Raw genomic sequence first — 21,436 nt, forward strand, 5'->3', positions numbered from 1 at the left:
AATAAATTTTTTGTGACAAGGGAGAAGATTTAGAATTTGGAGTAGATATAAAATATTTAACAAAAATTGATACATATCCTTATATTGAAATTCATAGACAAGTAATACTAAACATGGCTATGGGTGGAGTTGATATTTACGAAAAATCAAACTGCCAAGAGAAGATGGCTGAAAAATAAATAACGTATTAAGACAAAGTCCAAATAGGACTTGGTGTTTTTTGGATTTATTAAATAATTTTCGCCTTAAAATATATAAAAAAAATCCCAAATATTATACAAATTTGCTATAATATATGTAAGCTATAAAATGTAGAAGGGAGAATTACAGTAGCAAATGAAGTCAAATGATTTAAAAAAATTAGTATTATTAGCAGCTATTTCAACATCTGTCCTTATACAAACAGACAATGTTTCTCATGCAGATACTAATAAAAATAATATTGAAGACAAAAATGAAGTAAGCCCTCAAAATCTTAATAAGGCTCAAGATGAACTAAATAAGGCCGAGTCTGACCTAATTAAGGCAGATAATGATCTAAAAAATGAAGAAAAATCATATAAGGACTTATCAGAAAGTGAAAAAAAACTTGAAGAAGATAAGAAAAACGCTCAATCTAAAGTAGATATAAGCAAGGATAATTTAGAAAAAGGCGTAGAAGATAATAAGAAAAATTATGAAAATACTTTAAAAGAAGCCCAAGCTAGTCTAGCTAAGGAAAAAGAAGACTTAGAAAAGGCTAAAAAAGAAGAAAGCATATCAAAAAAAGAACTAGAAGAAGATACTAAGGCTAAAGAATCTGAAGAGAAAAAAGCTAAGGAAAATAACAAAAAAGCCTTAGATGAAAAGAAAAACCTTGAAAGCCTTGAAAAAAGTTTATCAGACAAGAATAAGGAAAAAGAAAATCTTGTAAATAATATCTCACAAAAAGATAAGGCTATAAATGATAAGACAAATTCATTAAACAAGGACAAAGAAATTGTTCAAAGTAATAAAGCAAATATTGAAAAAATCAATAAAGAGATAAAAACTTTAGAACAATCTATAGAAAATTCATCTAAAACCATAGAAGATCTTAAAAAATCTTTAGACGATTCTAATAAGACTTCTGATGAAGTTAAAAAAATCAAAGAAGAACTTAGCTTAAAAGAAGATGAACTTAAAAAAATCGAGGATAATATAAAGTCAAAAGATGTAGAAATCACAGGTTTAGAAAATAAGCTAAGTGAAGTTAATAAGTCTATAAAAGATATTGAAAATTCTATCAAAGAAATTGATAAAAAAATATCATCATTAAACAATGATAAGTCTAAATCTCTAACTGACCTAGCCAAGGCAAATGATGATATTTTAGAAAATCAAAATGACCAAGAAAGACTTATTAAAGATAATAATGATATAGAAAGTGCTATAACAGAAAATATAAAAAATATTGAGCCTATAAAAGAAGAAAAAGCTAAAAAAGATCAAAGTTTAGCTGACTTAAAAAATCAAGAAAAATCCTTACTTGATGAAATAAATAAAAGAAAAGCTGATCTAGAAAATCTCAAAAATTCTGCTACAAAAACTATAACAGAAGAAGATAAAAAGAAAGCCCAAGCTCAATGGGATAAGGGTTCAGTAGGATTTTTTGAGAAGATGGGATCACAAAAGGCTCTAGATGTATTTACAAGACTTCCTATACCAAAAGATGGTAGCCATAAAGAAAGACTTGATGAAATAGGAGCAGAGTATTTAGAAAAAAACAAGCTAATAGGTAAAGAGGATTCAAGAAAACTTGAATACATGAAAAAATCAATCGAATCTTTAAAAATAATAAATGAAAAAAGACAAAAAGATGGTGGAATTGATGGTAAGAAATTAAGTGTTTTAAAAGTAAATGATTACGTAATGGCTGTTGCACAAGCTAATGCAAATTATTCAGCCAATAAAATGGATCATGCTAAAATTCATGACCAAACATTTGAAAATTTAGCTTGGAATCCTAATTTTAATGCAGGTAAATCAGATTATCCAAATATAGAGAGTCCATTAGAAGGATGGTGGGATATAGAAAAAAGAACATTCGATTATCTTAGATCCATAGGGGTCAATTCTAGAATGGATATGCAAAAGTATATATCAAACCATAAAAATGAATTAAAACAATTAGGATATGAACCAAAAGTAGGACATTATACAACTTTAGTAGATGATAATATGTATAATAATTTTAAATTTGGCGATTCAATTAGTGCAGGTTACGCTATAAGAGAAGGATTATACGGTTATGTTCACTCCGTAGTTTTAAATCCTGAAGCAGATAATGAAAAATTATATTCAATAGAAGACTACGAAAAAAGATTAGATGACTATATGAAAGACCTCAAAGATACTATAAATGGGGTAGCTAAGCTTGATGAAAAAACAAGTCGAGAAATAAAAGAACTTGAAGCTAGAATTAAAGATCAAGAAAATGCTCTTAGCCGAAAAAGACAAGAAATTAAAGCCTTAGAAGAAAATATAGCTGTATTAGATGATCAAATTAGTGCAAATAATCAGATAAACAAAGACAATAAAGAGATAATAAAGAAAAATAAGGCGGATTTAGAAAAGCTAAAAACTGATAAAATAGCTCTTGATAATAAGGTTAAAACTTTAAAAGAAAATATAGCTAAGCTCGATGGAAAAATCTCAGATGAGAATAGCATGAAAAAAGAAAAGCAAAATAAATTGTCTGAACTTACAAAAGAATCCAAAACTTTAAACGATTCACTAAAGATTAAGAAAGATGAAAAAAACACCTTAAATAATCAAAAAAGTGATTTGGCTAGAAATATAAAAGAGCTTAATGATAAAATTCAAAATTCATCATCAAATTCAAAAGAATTAAGTGAAAAAATAAGACTTGAAGAAGAAAATCTTAAAAATCTAAAAGATAAAAGGGATACAAAAGTTAATGAAGTAAAAGCTTTAGAATCTCAAAATGAAGCTCTTAATAAGGATATTAATGACCTTTATGAAAGTGTAAAAATATTAGAAAATGAAAAGGCAAATTCTCAAAGACTTTTAGATGATAAAAATAAAGAAATAAAAGCAAATGAAGAAGATATTTCTAATAGTAAGGCTAGCTTAAAGGCATTAGAAGAAGAACTAAATAATTTAAAACTTAAAGAAGAAAAACTTAAAGCTTCTAAAAATAAAAATGACCAAGATAAGGCAACTATTAAAAAATTAGAAGATAAGATTAAATTAACTAATGAAAAATATAGTAAATTAGAAAAATTATTGCAAATGGCTAAAGCCATAAACTTAGATAATCCTCAAAGTTTTGAAGATTTTGATAATATAAAAGCTTTATATAAAGTATTTAAAGAAAGTCAAAAATCTTTAGATGATATAAATAATTTACTTAAGGAAGTAAAAGATAAAAAGAAGCTTAGTAAAGATAAATTAGAAGAATTAGAAAATCTTTATAAGAAAGCCAAAGCCTCTTTTCTAGATTTTCAATTATTAGTAGATAAGCTAAAAGAAGAAAAATCTGAACTTGAAAAACAAAAATTATTAGAGGATGAAGAAAAAGTTGAGAAACCTTCTAAGAATGTAGAAAATGAAGAAGAAAATAAAGTAGATGAAAAAGATCCAGAAACTAAAGATAAATATGAAAATAGCAGTCAAAAAATAAGCAATAGAAAAAAATCTAATCAAAAACAAAGTTCAAAGGAAATAAAATACACTTATGAAAAGAAAAACCCTAAAACAGGAGTATCAAGTGGTCTATTAAGTCTAGTAATAGGATCAATTAGCTCTGCTACAAGCTTTGTTTTAAGAAAAAAAGAAAAATAAGCTAAGATAAATTTATAACTGATATCAAGAGTTAATCAAGGTGTCAGTTTTTTTGTCTAAATAATTCTCCCTTTGGGTCTCATTGATTAAAGTAAGTGAAAGTGTTTAGTATTTAAGTAAAGTTTGCTAATATTTTATTTTCCATTATAGGCAGGCCTTAAACTGAAATCTATTTTAGCTTACATAGCTTTATTAAAAATTGGAAAATAAGGACAAAAAGGCTATAATAAGGATAGATATAATTAAAATTTTAGATATACTTAATAGTATTTTAATTAAAGGAGAGTTTATGGATAAACAAGCATATTATATAACAACACCAATATATTATCCAAATAGTAACCTACATATTGGTAATATTTATACTTCTGTTATAGCAGATGTTTTAAAAAGATATAAAAATTTACAAGGCTATGATGCCTTTCTTACAACTGGAACAGATGAACATGGTCAAAAGATTATGAATGCAGCCTTATCTCATGGGAGCCAACCTCAACAATTTGTAGATAAAATAGCTGGAGAAACTAAGCTTTTACTTAAAAAACTTGATATAGATTATGATTCATTTATAAGGTCAACTGATCCAAAACATGAAGAAAATGTACAAAAGATATTCCAGTATCTTTATGACAAGGGTGATATTTATAAGGGAGAGTATGAGGGATATTACTGCGAATCATGCGAGTCTTATTTTACAGAAAGTCAGCTAGATAATGGAAACTGTCCAGATTGTGGACGAAAAGTTGACTATCACAAGGAAGAGTCTTATTTTTTTAGACTTTCAAAATACACAGATAGATTAAGGGAACTTTTCAAAGACCGCCCAGAGTTTCTTGAGCCTAAATTTAGGCAAAATGAAATGTTGAATAATTTTATAAATAAGGGACTTGAGGATTTGTCAGTTACAAGAAACACCTTTGATTGGGGTGTAGATGTTCCGTTTGATAATGAACATGTTGTTTATGTATGGATAGATGCACTTTCATGTTATCTTACAGCAATAGGATATGGTTATGATCAAGAGAAATTTAACAAATATTGGCCTGCATCAGTTCACTTGATTGGAAAGGATATAGTAAGATTTCATACTATAATTTGGCCTGCACTTTTGATGGCACTTGATATGCCACTTCCAAAAAAAGTTTTTGCTCATGGTTGGATTTTATTTGATAATGACAAGATGAGTAAGTCTAAGGGAAATATTATGTATCCAGAACCACTTGTTGAGCTTTATGGAACAGATGCCCTAAAATACTTCCTACTTCGCGAATTTAACTTTGGATCAGATGGAAACTTTTTATCTAAGAAATTCATGGATAGGTACAACTCTGATCTTGTAAATGACCTAGGAAACCTTCTTTCAAGAACTATTTCAATGATTTCAAAGTACAATGGTGGAGAAATAAAAAAAGGCAAGGAATTTGATGCTTTTGATGAAGATCTAATAAGACTTGCAGGTCTTACTTATGATAAGTTCACATCTTTGATGGATGAATTCAAATTCAATGAAGCTCTAGAAGTTTTATGGAATTTTGTAAGAAGATCTAATAAGTATGTAGATCAAACAGAACCTTGGATTTTAGGTCGTGAAGAAAAATATGATAGACTAAATACTGTTTTATATAATCTTGCAGAAAGTTTAAGAATTATAGCTCAACTTGTTGAGCCAATTATGAGAAATACAACTAGTGAGATTCTAAAACAACTAGGTGTAGAAAATTTTGGCTTTGAATCAGCTAAAGAATTTGGCCTTATAAAAGAGAAAACAAAGGTGAACAAAGGTAAAAACCTATTCAATAGGCTTGATACAGAAGAAGAACTTAAAAAACTTCATGACTTAAATAACAAATTAGTTGAAGAAAGACTTGGAGTTAAAATGGATGAAGATGACAAAAAAGAAAAAGAGGATAAGGTAGAAATCAAAATAGATGATTTTGATAAGCTTGACTTAGTTGTCGGTAAAATTCTTGAAGCAAAGGAACATCCAAATGCTGACAAACTTTTAGTTTTCAAGATTGATATAGGAAGTGAAAAGAGAACTATAGTCTCTGGTATTAAAAAGTTCTACAAACCAGAATATTTGGTTGGAAAAAATGTTGTAGTAATCAAAAATCTTAAACCTGTAAAAATGAGAGGAATACTTTCAGAGGGTATGCTACTTGCAGCAGGAGATGAAGCTGTTCTTCTTACCACAATAAAAGATGTAAAACCAGGTACGGTGATATCTTAATGGATTTAATTGATTCACATGCTCATTTATTAAGTGATGATTTTAATGATGACAGATCTTTTCTTATAAGGGATCTGTCTAATTTTGGTGTAAATTATGTAATAGTGCCATCAGTAAACCTTGAAAATTCAAGACAAATTGTTAAATTTTGTAATGAATATGACAACATTTATGGAGAGGTTGGATTTCATCCATCAGATGTGCATGAATATAGAGATGGGGATATAGAAAGATTAGAAGAGCTTTGTGAGAATGAAAAAGTTGTTGCTATTGGAGAGATAGGTCTTGATTATTATTGGAGAGATGATGATAAGAATCTACAAAAGGATATCTTTATTAAACAATTAGAGCTTGCAAGAAAAGTAGATCTTCCGGTTATAATTCATTCTAGAGATTCTATTGATGATTGTCTTGATGTACTTAAGAACTTTCCTGATCTAAGTGTTCAAATTCATTGCTTTTCTTATACTTATAATCATCTAAGAGAGTGTATGAAAAGAGGATACTATATTTCAATTGGTGGGGTAGTGACTTTTAAAAATGCAGAAAATGAAAAAAATGCAGCTATAAATGTAGATTTGGATAAGCTTATGCTTGAAACAGACTCACCTTATCTTACACCAGAGCCATATAGGGGCTATAGAAATGATCCAAGAAAGATAGTAGAAGTTGCAAGAGAAATTGCGAGCCTAAGAGGTATGAAACTATCAAAGCTTTGTAAGAAAACTTCTAAAAATGCCAAAAGATTTTTTAATATAGGATAGATTATGATAAAAGAAACAATAGTAGTTGAAGGAAAAGATGATATTACTAATATTAAATCTGCCATAGATTGTGAGCTTATAGCAACCAATGGTCTTGCTTTTGGACATGATTTAATAGATAGATTAAAAGAGATAGACAAAAGATGTGGGATTATTATATTTACAGACCCAGACTTTGCCGGAAAAAAGATAAGGGAAAAGATTGCAAAAGAAATACCAAATGCAAAACATGCCTTTCTTGATAGGAATAAGGCAATAAAAAAAGGAGATTTAGGTATTGAGAATGCTTCAAAAGATGATATAATAAATGCTTTAAAAAATGCTCATGCAAGTACTAGACAAAGAAGAGAAGAATTTACAATCAAAGACCTACTAGATAATAACCTAACCTTATCTAAATCTAGCAAGGAAAGACGAGCAAGACTTGGAGATATTCTATCTATAGGATATTTTAATTCAAAACAACTCCTATCAAAACTAAATTCCTTTAATATAAGCCGAGAAGAATTTGAAAGTGCAGTAAAAAAGATATGAAAAAACTATATTCACCAAAGACAATAAAAGATATCCAGAAACTATATGGATTTAAATTTACTAAGTCTCTTGGGCAAAATTTCCTTATAGATAAAAACTTTGTAGATAAAATAATAGACTTATCTGAAGTAGAGGGAGAAAACATCCTAGAAATAGGACCGGGAATCGGAACAATAAGCCAAGAGATGGCTAAAACTTGCAAAAAACTTGTAGTAATAGAAATTGATAAAACCCTTATTCCAATTCTTAAGGATAATCTTGGAGAATTTTCAAATATTGATATAATAAATGCCGATATATTAAAGATAGATTTAGAAAAAGTTGTAAAAGAAAACTTCAATGGAGAAAGCTTTAAGGTCGTGTCAAATCTTCCTTACTATATTACAACTCCAATCATAGAAAAACTTGTTGAAAATGATCTAGCTTGTAAAGATATGACTATAATGGTACAAAAGGAAGTTGCAGATAGGATAAAAGCTGACGAAAGCATGAAAGATTATTCTTCTCTTTCTATATTTATAAAATTTTATTCAAATCTTATAAGTGGCTTCAAGGTTCCTAAATCAGTTTTTATGCCACAACCAAAGATAGATTCCCAAGTTTTAAAACTTGATTTAAGAATCTATGATAAAGATGTTGATAGGGATATTTTATTTAAACTTGTAAGGGCAGGATTTAATAAAAGGCGAAAAACTATCTTAAATTCTCTATCAAGTGTTATTGAAAAGGAAAAACTTAGGGAGATTTTTGAAAAATTAGGATTAAAGGAGAATTTAAGGGCTGAAAATCTATCCCTAGATGACTTTATTAAGATAAGCAATGAACTTGACAATTGAAATTAGCTATCAATTTAGTATAATGTCTTATACAGAAAAAGATTTTAAGAAAAACAAAAGGAGATTTTATGAGTAAAGTAACAATATATACATCAAATACATGCCCACATTGTAAGGCAGCTAAAAATTATTTAAGAGAAAATAATATAGACTTTGAAGAAAAAAATGTAGATGAAGACAGATCAGCTATAGACTATCTTGTTGAAAAAGGATATAGAGGAGTTCCTGTAATAAACATAGATGGTGAAGATATGGTTGGATTTAACAAAAATCTAGTAGCTGAAAAGCTAGGATTATAAAACTAATATAAAAGAACCTTAGGGTTCTTTTTTAGTGCAGAAAAACTTATATATATTCAAATGAGTTAGGTATTAAAATTAAGGCTAAATTTATCTACTATAAAACTATTAATTTCAAACTTATCTTTTTATCAAATTTTTAATGATTTATATATAAAACAAAAAAATATTTTAAAAATTATTTGTAAATAAATATTTATTAAAATAGATTGTATTCAAATAATAATTATATTGATAATCAATATCATTGACTTTTTTTAAATATCACCCTATAATTTGACTTGATAAATATTAAATATTGTAAGGAGATAAAATGAAAAATAAAAACATAAAAAGAGCTATATCATTAACGGCTGTAGCTCTTGCACTTAATTTTGTACCTATTGTCAATAATAATACTAATAAAGAACAAATAAATATAAAAAACGAGAATATTAGTAGGCATAGAAGGTCACAATCAATTTCCAATAAGAACAATTATACTAAGATAAAGATAAAAGGTGGCTATCTTGGTATTAGTGGGATTAATAAAGTAAAAATCAATGGAAAAGAATTAAATTACAGTTATATAAGTATCAATGGGGTAAAGGCAGGAAATCTAAAAGCAGATCCTAATTCATATCTTAAAGATAATAATGAATATGCTATTTATATTTTCCCAGCAGTTTCAAGTACAGATAAAATTGAATTTGAGGTATCTAAAGGATTTTTAGCTAAACCAATTTGGGTTGATTATAAAGAAAAGGGAGAAATTGATCTAACGGATGGAGGATATGCTGATTCTAAAGGAGAAAATAAAAAAGAAAATGAATTAAACCCCGTAATCAGACCTAATGAGAAAACAAAAGTAGATGATATTAAAAATCTAAGTGATGAAGTTATCAACAAGCTTATAAAAGAAGTTAAAGACTTAAATCCCAAAGCTGAAATAAGCAAAACAAGTGATGGTAAATTAAAATTTAAGTACAGTGATGATTCATCTAATGAAATAGAATTAAGCGATTTTTTTATAGAAAAAACGTCAGATGAGAAAATAGCTGATCTGAAAAAGGAAATAGAGAAAGCTAAAGAAGAACTATCAAAGGCAAACAATGATAAAGATAAAGCTATTAAGGAGAAAGAAACTGCAGAAAAAAAATTAAATGATGCAAAGGAAGCTGAAAATAAAGCAATTGAGGCTAAGAACCTAGCAGAGGCTAAGGTAAGCGAACTTGAGAAAGCTAAAAATTCCTCAGATCTTGAAATAGAAAGAGCTAAAAAAGAGGTAATAGATGCAAAGAATAAGCTTGTAGAAGCAGAAAACGCCAAAAAAGCAGCTGAAACAAGTCTAGAAAAAGCAAAAGAAGAAACAAATGCTGCTAAAAAAGAAGCTAGTGAAGCAAATGAGGCAAAAAAAACTCTAGAATCTCAAAAAGAGAGTCTTGAAATAGCAAAGGCTAATGTTGAAAAAGAGAAAAATAAGGTTGAAAGTGAAAAGAATGAGGCTATAAAGAGCTTAGAAAATGCAAGGACAGATTTTGATAAAAAATTAGCGGAAGCTAATAAAAAGCTAGATGATGCTAATAAGAAAGCTTCAGATAATAAAATTATATTAGATCAAAAAGAAAAAGAATTACAAGATGCAAATAATAAACTTACAGAAGCTCAAAAGAACCTAGAAATTCTTAAGAAATCAACAAGTACAACAGACAAACAAAAGGCTGAGCTTATAAAAAATCTAGAAAGTCTAAAAGAAGAATTAAAGACACTAAAAGCTGAAAAAGATGATGCTAATAAAAAATTAGAAGAAGCAGAAAAGGTCAAAAAGCAAGCTTTAAAAGAAAAAGAATTGGCAGAATCTCAAAAACTTGCAGCCGAAAAATCTAAAAATGAAGCCCTAGCAAAAAGTAAAGAATCAGAAAATAGCTTAAAAGAAGCCAATAATAAGCTTTTAAATAAAACTAATGAATTAGAAGGAATAAAAGATGCTTTGAAAAAGGCTCAAGATGCTGAAAAAATAGCTAGTGAAGCTAAAAAGAAGGCTGAAGATAAAATTGCTGAATTAGAAAAATCAAACAAAGCATCAGAAACAGAAAAAGCCCTAGCAAAAACTGAACTTGAAAAGCTTAAAAAAGACTTAAAAGAAAAAAGCAAGGAGTTAGAAAAAGCTAAAGAGGATGCAGCCAATTCATTAAAATTAGCTATCCAAAAAGCAGACGAGTCTATACAAGAAAAGGATAGGGAACTTATTAAGGTCAAAGAAGATGCCAAAAAAGCTCAAGATAAATTAAATGAACTCCAAAAATATCAAAATGTCTCAAAAGAGGAAATATCAAATATAAAAAATGAATTAGCTAAGGCAAATGATACAATCAAATCTTTAGAAAAAGACAAAGAAAATCTTAATGATGAGAAAAAGAAACTAGTAGAAAAAAATAATTCTATAGAACTTGCAAAAAATAAGGTCGAAAATGATAAAAATACTTTATCAGAAAAATTAGAAAAATCTAATAAAGAAATTAAATCTTTAAATGATGAAGTTAAGAGATTAAATAAGCTATCAAGTGATGCTGTTAAATCTCTAGATGACAAAACAAATGAGCTTATAAATACACAAAAATCATTAGAAGAAGCAAAGAAAAAGTTAAAGGAAGCTAAGGACAACGAAGCTAGTAAAGAAGAGATTATAAGCCTTGAAAAACAACTAGAAAATGTTAATACTCAAGTTAAAAAGCTAGAAAAACAAAAAGAAGAAGCAGAGAAAAAAGCAGAAAGCTCTAAAAAAGAAGCAGAAAATGCACAGGCTGATTTAAATAAGGCTAAAAATGACCTAGCTTTATTAGAAAAATCTAAAAACGAAGCCTTAGCTGGAAAGAAACAAGTAGAAGGTGAAAGAGATAAGCTTTTAGATGATCTATCAAATAAGAAAAAAGACTTAGAATCTGAAAAACAAAAAGCTCAAAAAGCTTTAGAAGATAAGAATAAGTCTGATAAAAAATTAGAAGAGGCCAACTTAGATAAGAAAAAGGCTCAAGACGATTTAAATAAGGCAAATGAAAAGATAAAGGGCCTTGAAAATGAAATTAATTTAGCAAATGATGTAAAAAATAAGGCTGAAAATAAAATTAAAGAATTAGAAAATAGTATATCTGATTTAAAAGCTAATGAAAACAAACTCATTGAAGAAAAAACAATTGCAAGTGACAAAATTGCAAATTTAGAATCTAATCTAGCTAAGGCAAAAAATGAGCTTCTAAATTCTGAAAATAAATTAAATGAGGCTTTAAATAAGGCTGAAACAACAGAAGAAGAGAAAGTAAATTTAGAAAAAGAACTAGATAATCAAAAGACTAAAGTAAAAGAATTAGAAAGCCAAAATGAAAGTGCAAAATCTGAGATTGCAAGATTAGAAAATGAATTAGCCGATGCAAATAATAAAAGAGCAAATGCTGAGTCTGAAAGGGATAAGGCCATAAATGAAGCTAATCAAGCAAAAGCTAAGCTTGAAAAACTTGAAGAAGAGAAAACTTATCTTGAAAATTCAAATAAAGAATTAAACGAAAAATTAAAAGAAGACACAGACAATAAGCTAAATGTTGAAGAAGAAAATTCTAATGAAAAAGTAAATGAAATTTCAAATGAGAAAAAGACTGAAAAAGATACTGATATAGATAAAAATACATCAAAGCCATTAGATAATGATATAGGTAAAGAAGAAACTAAGCCAATTACAAATAAAGATGATAAAAAAGATCAAATGTCTAGCGAAAATAATGATACCCAAGATGATAAGGTATCTAATAATAAGCCTAGCTTAGAGAATAAAAATCAAGCTAAAGATTATAATAAAAAAACTATCAAAAATCCTAGTACATCAAAAAATTCAAATGTAAAAACAGGAGTAGAATCTTCTCTTTCAAGCATACTTGTTCTAGCTATAAGCACAATAGGATTAAAATTAACTAAAAAAAGAAAATAATCAACTTAAAGACCAGATTCTTATTTGATCTGGTCTTATAATGAAAAAATAAAATAAAAATAAAAAAGGAGACAATATGAAAAGCATAAAAAAAGTTGTAGCTGTATCGGCTCTAGCTCTAGCTCTTAACTTTACAAGCCTAACAAGTAAGGCCGATAATATAAATACAATAGTATCAACCACATCAAATGGTATATATGGTTGTTCATTTACTTTCTCTAATAGGGATATTTTAGATAAGATTAAAGATGTGAAAATCAATGGAGAATCATATGAGAAAAGGGATGAGCAAATTGAGCTTAAAGATAAGGAAGGTTATAGTATAAACCAAGTAGATCCACAATTATTTATATCAAAATTAAAAAAGGGAGATAAGCTTGAAATTATAACAAGTGATAATAAGAAAATAAGCCTAAATATTGAAGATCCTAATAGATTTATGGGACTTATCTTTGCTAAAGATTCACTAAAAGAGGAGAAGCTATCAGACGAGAAGAAAGAAAATAAGATAGATGAGAAAAAAGAAGAAGTAAAAAAAGAAAACAACACTGACTCTATAGTAAAATCTTACAATGAAGATGTGTCTGACGGTTACATAGAACTTATGGATAACAGTCTTATAGGAAAAATTGATTCTATAAAAATAAGGGGAAAAGTCTTAGAAAAAGCTTCAAGTAAACTAGTAATATTTAATAGAGATGCCTATGCTATTTCAGATAACAAAATCTATATAAATAGATTAGCTAACAATGATATAGTAAGTATAAAAATAGCTGATAAAGACTATAATTATGTCTATAACAAAAGTAATAATAGTCTAAATATTACTGATAAGACACAAAGAATTTATAAGGTAAAACTTGTTGGAAGTTTTGAGCCAGCAGTCATTGGACAAAAAAAGTATGACGGAGTATCAGCGGCGACAGGAACGGCAACAAATAGTAAAAATTCAAATGTAAAAATTCTTGTAAGTGACAAAGAAAACCCAACAGACGAAGATTATAAGGAACTTAATGAGTTTAGAGATCTTAAGGTAAAAAATATAATCCTTAATGAAAAATCAGGGATGAAAGGAAAATATGATTCATATAGCTCAGCTATAATCCTAAATGGAGATCCTAAAGAAAAGGGAATATATCCTATTTCTGTACAATTAGTAGATAATATGGGAAACGAAATTACTACAAATTCTTTAGACTTTAAAATTTATAGGACAGATGAGTATCTATCAGATTTCATAAAAGAAGAAAACTTCAAAAAGACTAAAGATGGTAAATTTATGTGGGATATGAGTCCTTGGCTTATTACAAGATTTGATAAGGATAAAGAAGTGGTTGAAGTTCCAAAAGATTTAAAAGCATGGTTTGGTTCCCATGAAAGTGGAAAGCTAGGAGAGCTTGGTTATCTAAATAAGGAAAAAACACAAACACTAATCGTAGGTAAGGGAAGAAATTTAACTATACAAAATATGAAAGTCTTATCATCGGTAAATATAATTGTTAAAGATGGTGGAATATTAAATGTAAGAGATTCTTCAATCTTTGGAAAAATAACTGTAGAAAACGGCGGAAGACTTTCTGTAAACTATGACCCATATAATAAAGAGTTTTTAAATGGAGCATCTATAAATGGTCAAATAGAGCTTAAAAAAGGCGGGATTTTAGAAAATTCTCTCATATATTCAAACACAAACTTTTTAACAGATTCAAATAAGGCAAATAAAAATGTTAAACCTGTAGTACTCGTAAGTGGAGATAGTAAGATTGTTGGAGAAGTTTATGTAAGAGGAGACGAAGCACCAACAGGAAAGGATCCTGAAACAAAAAGAGTCTATACTGGTCAAAATGCATTAAAGATAGAAAATGCTAAATTAAGTATAGAAAAAGATTCTACACTAGGCCTATATGGGGCAGGAAGAATGGCTACAACATCTATTGGAGGGGATGCCTTAATCCTTAATAATGGAAAAGTTGATGGAGAAGGTAGACTTATAGCTATAGGAGGAAGTGGACATTCATATGAAGGAGGAGCTGCTGTAAGTGGTAAGGGTGAGATATCTAATAAAGAAGCTTATCTAAAGGCAGGAAATACCTATGCCAGTGACGCTAAAAAAGCGAAAGCCTTTGATAGTGAAAATATAAAACTATCTAAACAAACTGTAGGATATGCCAAAGATAGTGAATACAAAAAACTCCAAAACGATGATGACCAACCAGGATATTGGCTAAATTCTCAACAACCACCTAAAAATGAAAAACTTCCTAACTATGATAAGGAAAAGTTTGTATATAATGACCTAGAAATAGAAAGGGAAAAGGAAAAATCTCAAGAAACTAATAGCAACAAAATAGAAGAAAAAGATTCTAAGATAGATAAAAATGAAGCCAAGCCATTAGATAAAAAACAAACAGATTATAATAAGCAAAAAGAAGAAACTAAGCCAATTACAAACGAAGAGGATAAAAAAGATTCTAAAAAAGACTCAGATAAGAAGACAGATGTTGATGAAATAAAAGATGATAATTTAGATAAGAAGATAAAAGCTTTAAGTAATGAAAATGAAAAACTACAAAAAGATATAGAAAATCTTAATTCCCAATCCCAATCTCTTGAAAAAGAAATAGAAGTATCAAATAAGGAAAAAGATGAGGCTACTTTAGAAAAAGAAAAATGTGAAAAAGAATTAGAGAAAAAGGAAAGTCTTCTTAATGATGCGAACAATAAGCTAAATGAATTTAAAAACCAAGCAATAAATGATAAGGAAAAATCAGAAGAAGAAAAAGAAAAGCTTAAAGAGAACATAAGACTTCTAGAAGAAGCTAAAAACAAAGCCGAAGAAGATAAGAAACAAGCCTTAGAAAATCTAGAAAAGCTTAAAAATGAAAATGATGCTAAGCTAAATGCTTCCTTAGAAAAAGAAAAAGTAGCTAAAGAAAAACTAGAAAAAGTTCAAAGTGAAAAGGAAATACTTCTAGATAAAGTAAAAAAATTAGAAGAAGAAAAATCATCTGTTGAAAAGAAAATGGAGGGGTTAAAGAATTCTAAAAATAAGAAAGATAAAAATAAGAAAGATGAGGGTGTACAAACTGATAATAAAGAAAACACATCCTATAATAGCAAGTCAAATGGTTTGGAAAATAAAGAAGTAAAATCTAGTGAAAATAAAGATGAAGAATTTTCTAAAGAAAATGTTAAAAAGGGAGAAATGGTTACAAATCCTAATAGTCAAGAAGGAAATTCAAAGGTAAATGGAAAAACACAAGTTTCTAATGCTAGTGAAAGCAACAATAAATCAAAAGAAGATAAAAATTCTAAAACTAACAATACAGAAGAATCTAGCTCAGAAATAAATGACAATTCTAACAACACAGATAAAAAAGATAAGCCTGAGCTTTCACCAATTAGTAATGCTAAATCAGACAAGAATACACATGAGAAAAATAAGATGGATGCAAGTAAAAATAAATCTAAGTCTAGTTCATCAAATGTAAGAACAGGTATAAGAAGCTCCTTACCAGCACTGTTTATTATAATCATAAGTTCTATTAGCTTAATAATTAGCAAAAAAATAAAATAATATTTTAAATCAGAGTCTTCTAAATTAAGGCTCTGATTTTTATTTTTAAAAAATAATGTCCAATTAATCAAATCTTTGTTTTTTTGATTGAATTGTAGTATACTTATTAAGGTTTAAAAAAACGTTTTTACAAGATAGATAAGGGGAAAAACTATATAAAAAAGATTAAAAGTATCATTTAAATATCTATATTTAGCTATTTCTCTTTTGGAGTATATTAAGCTTTTATTCTTTATGAAAAAACATTATTTTAAATTTTACTTGTGTTATAATCAAATAAAGGAGGCATTATGTTTGATTTTAAAAATGCAAAAAAAAGAGTAGACGAAGCAATTGACCCAACCTATATGCTTTATTCAGAGGTTTTTTCTAACCTTTCAAAGAATAATGTATATATTAAACCAGAAAACTTACAAAAGACTGGTTCTTTTAAATTAAGAGGAGCCTATAACAAAATTTCTAAATTAGATGAAGCTTCTAAGTCTGTAGGAATTGTAACAGCTTCAGCTGGAAACCATGCCCAAGGTGTAGCATATTCTGCAAACCATCAAGGTATAAAGGCTATAGTTTGTATGCCAGAAACAACACCAATGATTAAAGTAGAAGGGACTTTAAAATATGGAGCAGAAGTTGATTTACATGGACAAACATTTGATGAAACAAATACATATGCACAAAATTTAGCCAAAGAAAAGGGATATACCTTTATTCCACCATATGATGATGAAGATGTTATTGAAGGACAAGGAACAATAGCTCTTGAAATATTAGAAAAATTTAAAGAAGCTGACTACATTTTAGTTCCAATCGGTGGAGGTGGACTTATCTCAGGTATAGCAAAGGCTGCAAAAGAAATTAAACCTGAAATTAAAATAGTTGGGGTAGAGCCAGCAAATGCTGCTTCTATGCAAGCTGCAATTAAAAATGGTGGTCCGGTAACCCTCGCTTCAGCTGATACTATAGCAGATGGTACAGCGGTTGCTAGAGTTGGAGATATAACTTATAAGATTTGTAAAGAATATGTTGATGAATATATCTCAGTAACAGAAGAAGAAATTATGGTGGCCTTGACTACTTTGATGGAAAAACATAAACTAGTAGCAGAGCCTTCAGGTGCTCTTAGTCTTGCTGCAAGCAAAAAACTTGATTGTGAAGGAAAGAATGTTGTTTGTGTTATAAGTGGTGGAAATATTGATATGTCATTTATTTCTCAACTTATTCATAAAGGACTTTATGAAGATGGAAGGATTGCAAGATTTACAGTTGAACTTGTAAATGCACCAGGAAAACTTAGAGATCTTCTTGATATAATTGCCTATACAAAGGCAAACATTATAAGTGTAGTGCATGATTCTCTAGCTTCAGCAAGTAGGTATAAGAACATTCAAGTAGAGTTGACACTAGAAACAAACGGAAAAGACCATATCAGGAAGATTGAGGATTTACTTACTGAGAAAGGATATAACGTTCATTAGATGAATATTGAAAAATTACTAGAAGGAATCGACTATATTGACAAAAATATAGGAAATGATAGAGATATAGAGGGGATTTCTTCAAATTCTAGAGAAATAAAAGAAAATTATATATTTTTAGCTATCAAAGGATTAGAATTTGATGGACACAAATTTATAGGCTCAGCCATTGAAAATGGAGCAAGTACTATAGTTTATACAAATAAGGATATAGACTTCAGAGGTGGTATAAATTATATAAGAGTTGATGATTCAAGGATAGCTCTTGCCCAAATTTCAAATAAACTTTCTAACTATCCTTCTAAAAAACTAAGGATGATAGGAGTTACAGGGACCAATGGCAAGACAACAACAGCCAATATGATTTCTTTTATTTTAACAAAACTTGGGGACAGTTGTGGGAATATAGGAACAGATGGGGCAGATTTGATATATAAAACTATAGCTACAGAACACACAACTCCTGAGATTACAGATATAAATAATATACTCATAGAAGCAAATAAACTTAATCTTAAAAATATAGTTATGGAGACATCATCCCATGGTTTATATCTAAAAAGATGCTTTGGTATAGACTATGATTATGGTGTATTTACTAATCTTTCACCAGAACACATGGATTTTCATAAGAATATGGAAAATTATTTTAAGGCTAAAATGATTTTGATTCAAAATTGTAAAAAAGCTATTATAAATAAGGATGATGATTATGGTAAGAAAGCCCTAAAGCTTGTTAAAAATCCTATAAGCATATCCATAAATGAAGAAAGTGACTATAGGGCATTAGATATTAAAAAAATTGATGAAGGACTATCATTTAAGATAAAAGGAATAAACTTTAAGCTTAAAAGATTTGGCATTTATGATATATACAATGCACTTTGTGCCATAGCAATTGCCTCTGATTTAGGATATAGATTAGAAGATATAGCAGATGTATTGAAAGACTTTAAAGGGGTAAAATCAAGGCTTGAATTTATAGAAAATGACCTTGCTATAAATATAGTAGTAGACTTTGCCCACACAAGCACAGCCTTTGAAAATATATACAAGGTTTTGCCAAAAGATAAGGACATATATGCAGTTTATGGTATAAGTGGGGATAGGACAGTAGAAATTAGGGAAGCTATTGGAGAAATTTCTGCCAAATATGGAGTTTTCTCTGTAATTACAGTTGATGATCCCAAGTTTGATACCTTTGAAAATATCTCAAATGATATAGCAAGAGGTATAAAAAAGAGAAATGGTAAATATAAAATAATAGGAAATAGAAAAGATGCTATAAAATATGCCATCAAAAGTGCAAAAAAAGGTGATTTTGTACTTTGTCTTGGGAAAGGTGAAGAAAATTTCTTAAAACTTAAGGCAAATATCAAGACTCATTATTATGAAAAAGACACAATAAGGGAAGTTTTAAAAGAGATATGAAAATATTTGTAATAGGAGCAGGGGTAAGCTCGCTTGCCTTCTGCTCTTTTTTAGATAAAAATGATATAACAGTTTTGGAATCAAATCAATTTTCTGGAAGAAAGCTTCTTGCAACTGGAAATGGAAGGTGTAATTTTACAAATATAAACATGGATCATAAAAACTTTTACTCAAACGAAAAAGATTTTGTAAATTACAGTCTTGATAGCTTTTCAAACAAGGATTTATTAGAGTATTTTGAATATTTGGGAATAGAATGGATTAACTTTCCATCTGGAAGATGCTATCCTAAGACTCAATCCTCAAAAACTGTCAGGGACTCACTTTTGATGAAGGCAGAAGAAAACGCTAAATTTATCTACAATATAAAAGTAGTAGACATTGATTTTAAGAAAAAACTTATTATTACTGATAAAAAAAGTTTTAAATATGATATTTTAGTTATTGCAAGTGGAGGACTTAGCCTTAAAAATTCAGGTTCTGATGGGTCTATTTTAAAGATTTTAAAAAAACACACTAAACTTATTGATCAAACATTTGGTATAACTAATTTTAAGACTGAGAATCCCCTATCAAAGACTGCCAAGGGCTGTAAGGTATTTGCCAAGGCTTCACTTTTTGTAGATGATAAATTCCAAAAATCGTCAACAGATGACATAATTTTTCAATCCTATGGTCTTACTGGAACTGCAATACTTGATCTTTCCAATATAATTTCTCTAGCTCTTAAAGATAAAAGAAAGATTAGGCTTGACATTGACTTTTATCCAGAGTATAAAAAAAAGGGACTTTTTGATATTTTAGAAAAAAAAGCCCAAAGATTTCCAAAAAGAGCTATTAAAAATTTACTTATTGGAAATATTGACCAAAAACTCATAATTGATATATTAAAAAGGGCTAAAATAAATGAGGATTCGGTAAAAATATCAAAAAATGACTTGGAAAAGTTGGTAAAAATATTAAAGAAATTTTCTTTTAATATAGTAGATATACATGACAAAAACAATGCCCAAGTAACACTTGGGGGTGTAGCTTGCGATAGAATTTATAAGAATTCGATGAAGTCAAAGGATATGGCTGATACCTATTTTATAGGTGAGATTATGGATGTGGCTGGAGATTGTGGAGGATATAATATTCAGTGGGCTTTTTCATCGGCAAAGGCTGCATCAGATGATATAAGGAGATTAAATGTTTAAAATTAATAGAAAGCTTAAAGAATTAAAGCACAATGGAGAAAAGATATCATTGGCTATTGTAGGATGTGGAAAAATGGGAGCAAGTCTTATTAACCAATTAGGTAGCATAGATGCAATAGACGTAGCCCTAGTGGTAGAACACACACCTAAAAAGGGTAAAGAGGCTCTTATCGATTCTGGAATTTCAGAAGATAAAATCATAAATACTGATTCTTTTGATGAGGCTTTTGAGGCACTAAATAGAGGTTTCGTAGTAGTTAGCTCAAATTACAAACTAGCCTATAAACTTTTACAAATTACAGCGGTTATAGATGCTACAGGAAATCCACCTTTTGGGGCCCTACTTGCTACAAAAACTATCCAATATCATAAACATTTTATAACTCTTAATGTAGAATGTGATGCAGTAGTTGGGCCAGTTCTTTATGATATGGCCAAAAAGGCTGGAGTTATTTATACTGGAATTGCTGGAGATGAACCAGGTTCTATAATTGAATTATGTGATTTTGCCTATGGGATAGGTCTTGAAATTCTTGTAGCTGCCAAGGGTAAAAATAACCCTCTTGATAATTATGCTACAGCAGAAAAATTAAAAGATGAGGCAGAAAAAAAGGGACTTTCACCAAGAATGCTTACAAGTTTTGTCGACGGAACAAATACAATGATTGAGCTTAACTCAGTATGCAACTGCCTAGGATTTTTACCAGATACCTTTGGGTGTCATGGTATAAAAACAAGTCCTGAAACAGCAGTAGAAGACTTTAGGTTGAAAGATAAGGGAGGAGTTTTATCTTCATATAAGGTAGTAGACTTTTCACCTGGTATGGCTCCAGGAGTTTTTCTTATAGTAACAAGTGATAAAAAAGAAGTAAGAGATTTGATGAAATTCTTAGGCTTCGGAGATGGTCCAAATTATTTATTATTTAGGCCATACCATTTAACAAGTCTTGAAACTCCTATAACTATCTTTAATGCAGTAGTAGAAAATGAACCAACTATAGCTCCACTTCATGGTCAAGTTGCTGATACTGTATCAGTTGCAAAAAGAGATATAAAAAAGGGAGAAACCCTCGATGGTATTGGAAGTGACAAGGTATTTGGAAAGCTAACTGACCACAATAGGTCAATTAAAGAGGACCTACTACCAATAGCCCTTATTACAGAAAAAACAAGAGCTATTGTTGATATCAAAAAGGATACAGTAATAGACTTATCTATGGTAGAGCTTGATGAAGATGCCATAATTACAAAACTTAGAAGAAGACAAAATTCAATGAAACTTTAATTTAAGTTAGATTCTTGCAAGAA

12 protein-coding genes are annotated in these 21,436 nt (G+C 29.0%); all 12 read left to right on the forward strand.

Translation table 11 applies throughout. The features are described from left to right. The first annotated feature begins 336 nt into the window (after nucleotides 1–336). The 12 genes from HV819_RS06070 to HV819_RS06125 all read left to right on the forward strand — a co-directional run bounded on the left by HV819_RS06070 (nucleotide 337) and on the right by HV819_RS06125 (nucleotide 21,413). The gene (locus HV819_RS06070; protein ID WP_176269745.1) at nucleotides 337–3,825 is read left to right on the forward strand and encodes a hypothetical protein; all 3,489 of its coding nucleotides are present in this window, start codon (nucleotides 337–339) and stop codon (nucleotides 3,823–3,825) included. Between the two features lie 289 nt (nucleotides 3,826–4,114). Next, nucleotides 4,115–6,055, forward strand: coding sequence for a methionine--tRNA ligase (metG, locus tag HV819_RS06075; RefSeq protein ID WP_154540086.1), 1,941 nt, complete (start codon nucleotides 4,115–4,117; stop codon nucleotides 6,053–6,055). Next, the gene (locus tag HV819_RS06080) at nucleotides 6,055–6,819 is read left to right on the forward strand and encodes a TatD family hydrolase (protein WP_154540088.1); all 765 of its coding nucleotides are present in this window, start codon (nucleotides 6,055–6,057) and stop codon (nucleotides 6,817–6,819) included. The genes metG and HV819_RS06080 overlap by 1 nt, the downstream gene beginning before the upstream one ends. Before the next feature lie 3 nt (nucleotides 6,820–6,822). Beyond that, entirely contained in the window at nucleotides 6,823–7,353 is a 531-nt protein-coding gene (rnmV, locus tag HV819_RS06085; protein WP_154540090.1) for a ribonuclease M5, read from the forward strand. Beyond that, the gene (gene rsmA / locus HV819_RS06090) at nucleotides 7,350–8,189 is read left to right on the forward strand and encodes a 16S rRNA (adenine(1518)-N(6)/adenine(1519)-N(6))-dimethyltransferase RsmA (RefSeq protein WP_154540092.1); all 840 of its coding nucleotides are present in this window, start codon (nucleotides 7,350–7,352) and stop codon (nucleotides 8,187–8,189) included. Before rnmV ends, rsmA begins: the two co-directional genes overlap by 4 nt. 68 nt (nucleotides 8,190–8,257) lie before the next feature. Then, on the forward strand, nucleotides 8,258–8,488 hold the full coding sequence (locus HV819_RS06095; protein ID WP_154540094.1) for a glutaredoxin family protein: 231 nt from the start codon (nucleotides 8,258–8,260) through the stop codon (nucleotides 8,486–8,488). 313 nt (nucleotides 8,489–8,801) lie between these two features. Then, nucleotides 8,802–12,446: a hypothetical protein gene (locus tag HV819_RS06100; RefSeq protein WP_176269746.1), complete on the forward strand. Its 3,645-nt coding sequence runs from the start codon at nucleotides 8,802–8,804 to the stop codon at nucleotides 12,444–12,446. Nucleotides 12,447–12,522: 76 nt separating this feature from the next. Beyond that, nucleotides 12,523–16,023: a hypothetical protein gene (locus HV819_RS06105; RefSeq protein WP_176269747.1), complete on the forward strand. Its 3,501-nt coding sequence runs from the start codon at nucleotides 12,523–12,525 to the stop codon at nucleotides 16,021–16,023. A gap of 290 nt (nucleotides 16,024–16,313) precedes the next feature. Beyond that, nucleotides 16,314–17,498: a threonine ammonia-lyase gene (gene ilvA, locus HV819_RS06110; protein WP_154540116.1), complete on the forward strand. Its 1,185-nt coding sequence runs from the start codon at nucleotides 16,314–16,316 to the stop codon at nucleotides 17,496–17,498. Beyond that, on the forward strand, nucleotides 17,499–18,929 hold the full coding sequence (locus HV819_RS06115; RefSeq protein WP_176269748.1) for a UDP-N-acetylmuramoyl-L-alanyl-D-glutamate--2,6-diaminopimelate ligase: 1,431 nt from the start codon (nucleotides 17,499–17,501) through the stop codon (nucleotides 18,927–18,929). Then, nucleotides 18,926–20,128 carry an aminoacetone oxidase family FAD-binding enzyme gene (locus tag HV819_RS06120; RefSeq protein ID WP_176269749.1) on the forward strand — a complete coding sequence of 401 codons (1,203 nt, stop codon included), beginning with the start codon at nucleotides 18,926–18,928 and terminating at the stop codon, nucleotides 20,126–20,128. The genes HV819_RS06115 and HV819_RS06120 overlap by 4 nt, the downstream gene beginning before the upstream one ends. After that, complete coding sequence (locus HV819_RS06125) at nucleotides 20,121–21,413, forward strand: NAD(P)H-dependent oxidoreductase (RefSeq protein WP_154540122.1); 1,293 nt, start codon at nucleotides 20,121–20,123, stop codon at nucleotides 21,411–21,413. Before HV819_RS06120 ends, HV819_RS06125 begins: the two co-directional genes overlap by 8 nt. Nucleotides 21,414–21,436 lie beyond the last annotated feature (23 nt).

Source organism: Anaerococcus faecalis (genome assembly GCF_013371425.1).
Taxonomy (GTDB): Bacteria; Bacillota; Clostridia; order Tissierellales; family Peptoniphilaceae; genus Anaerococcus; species Anaerococcus porci.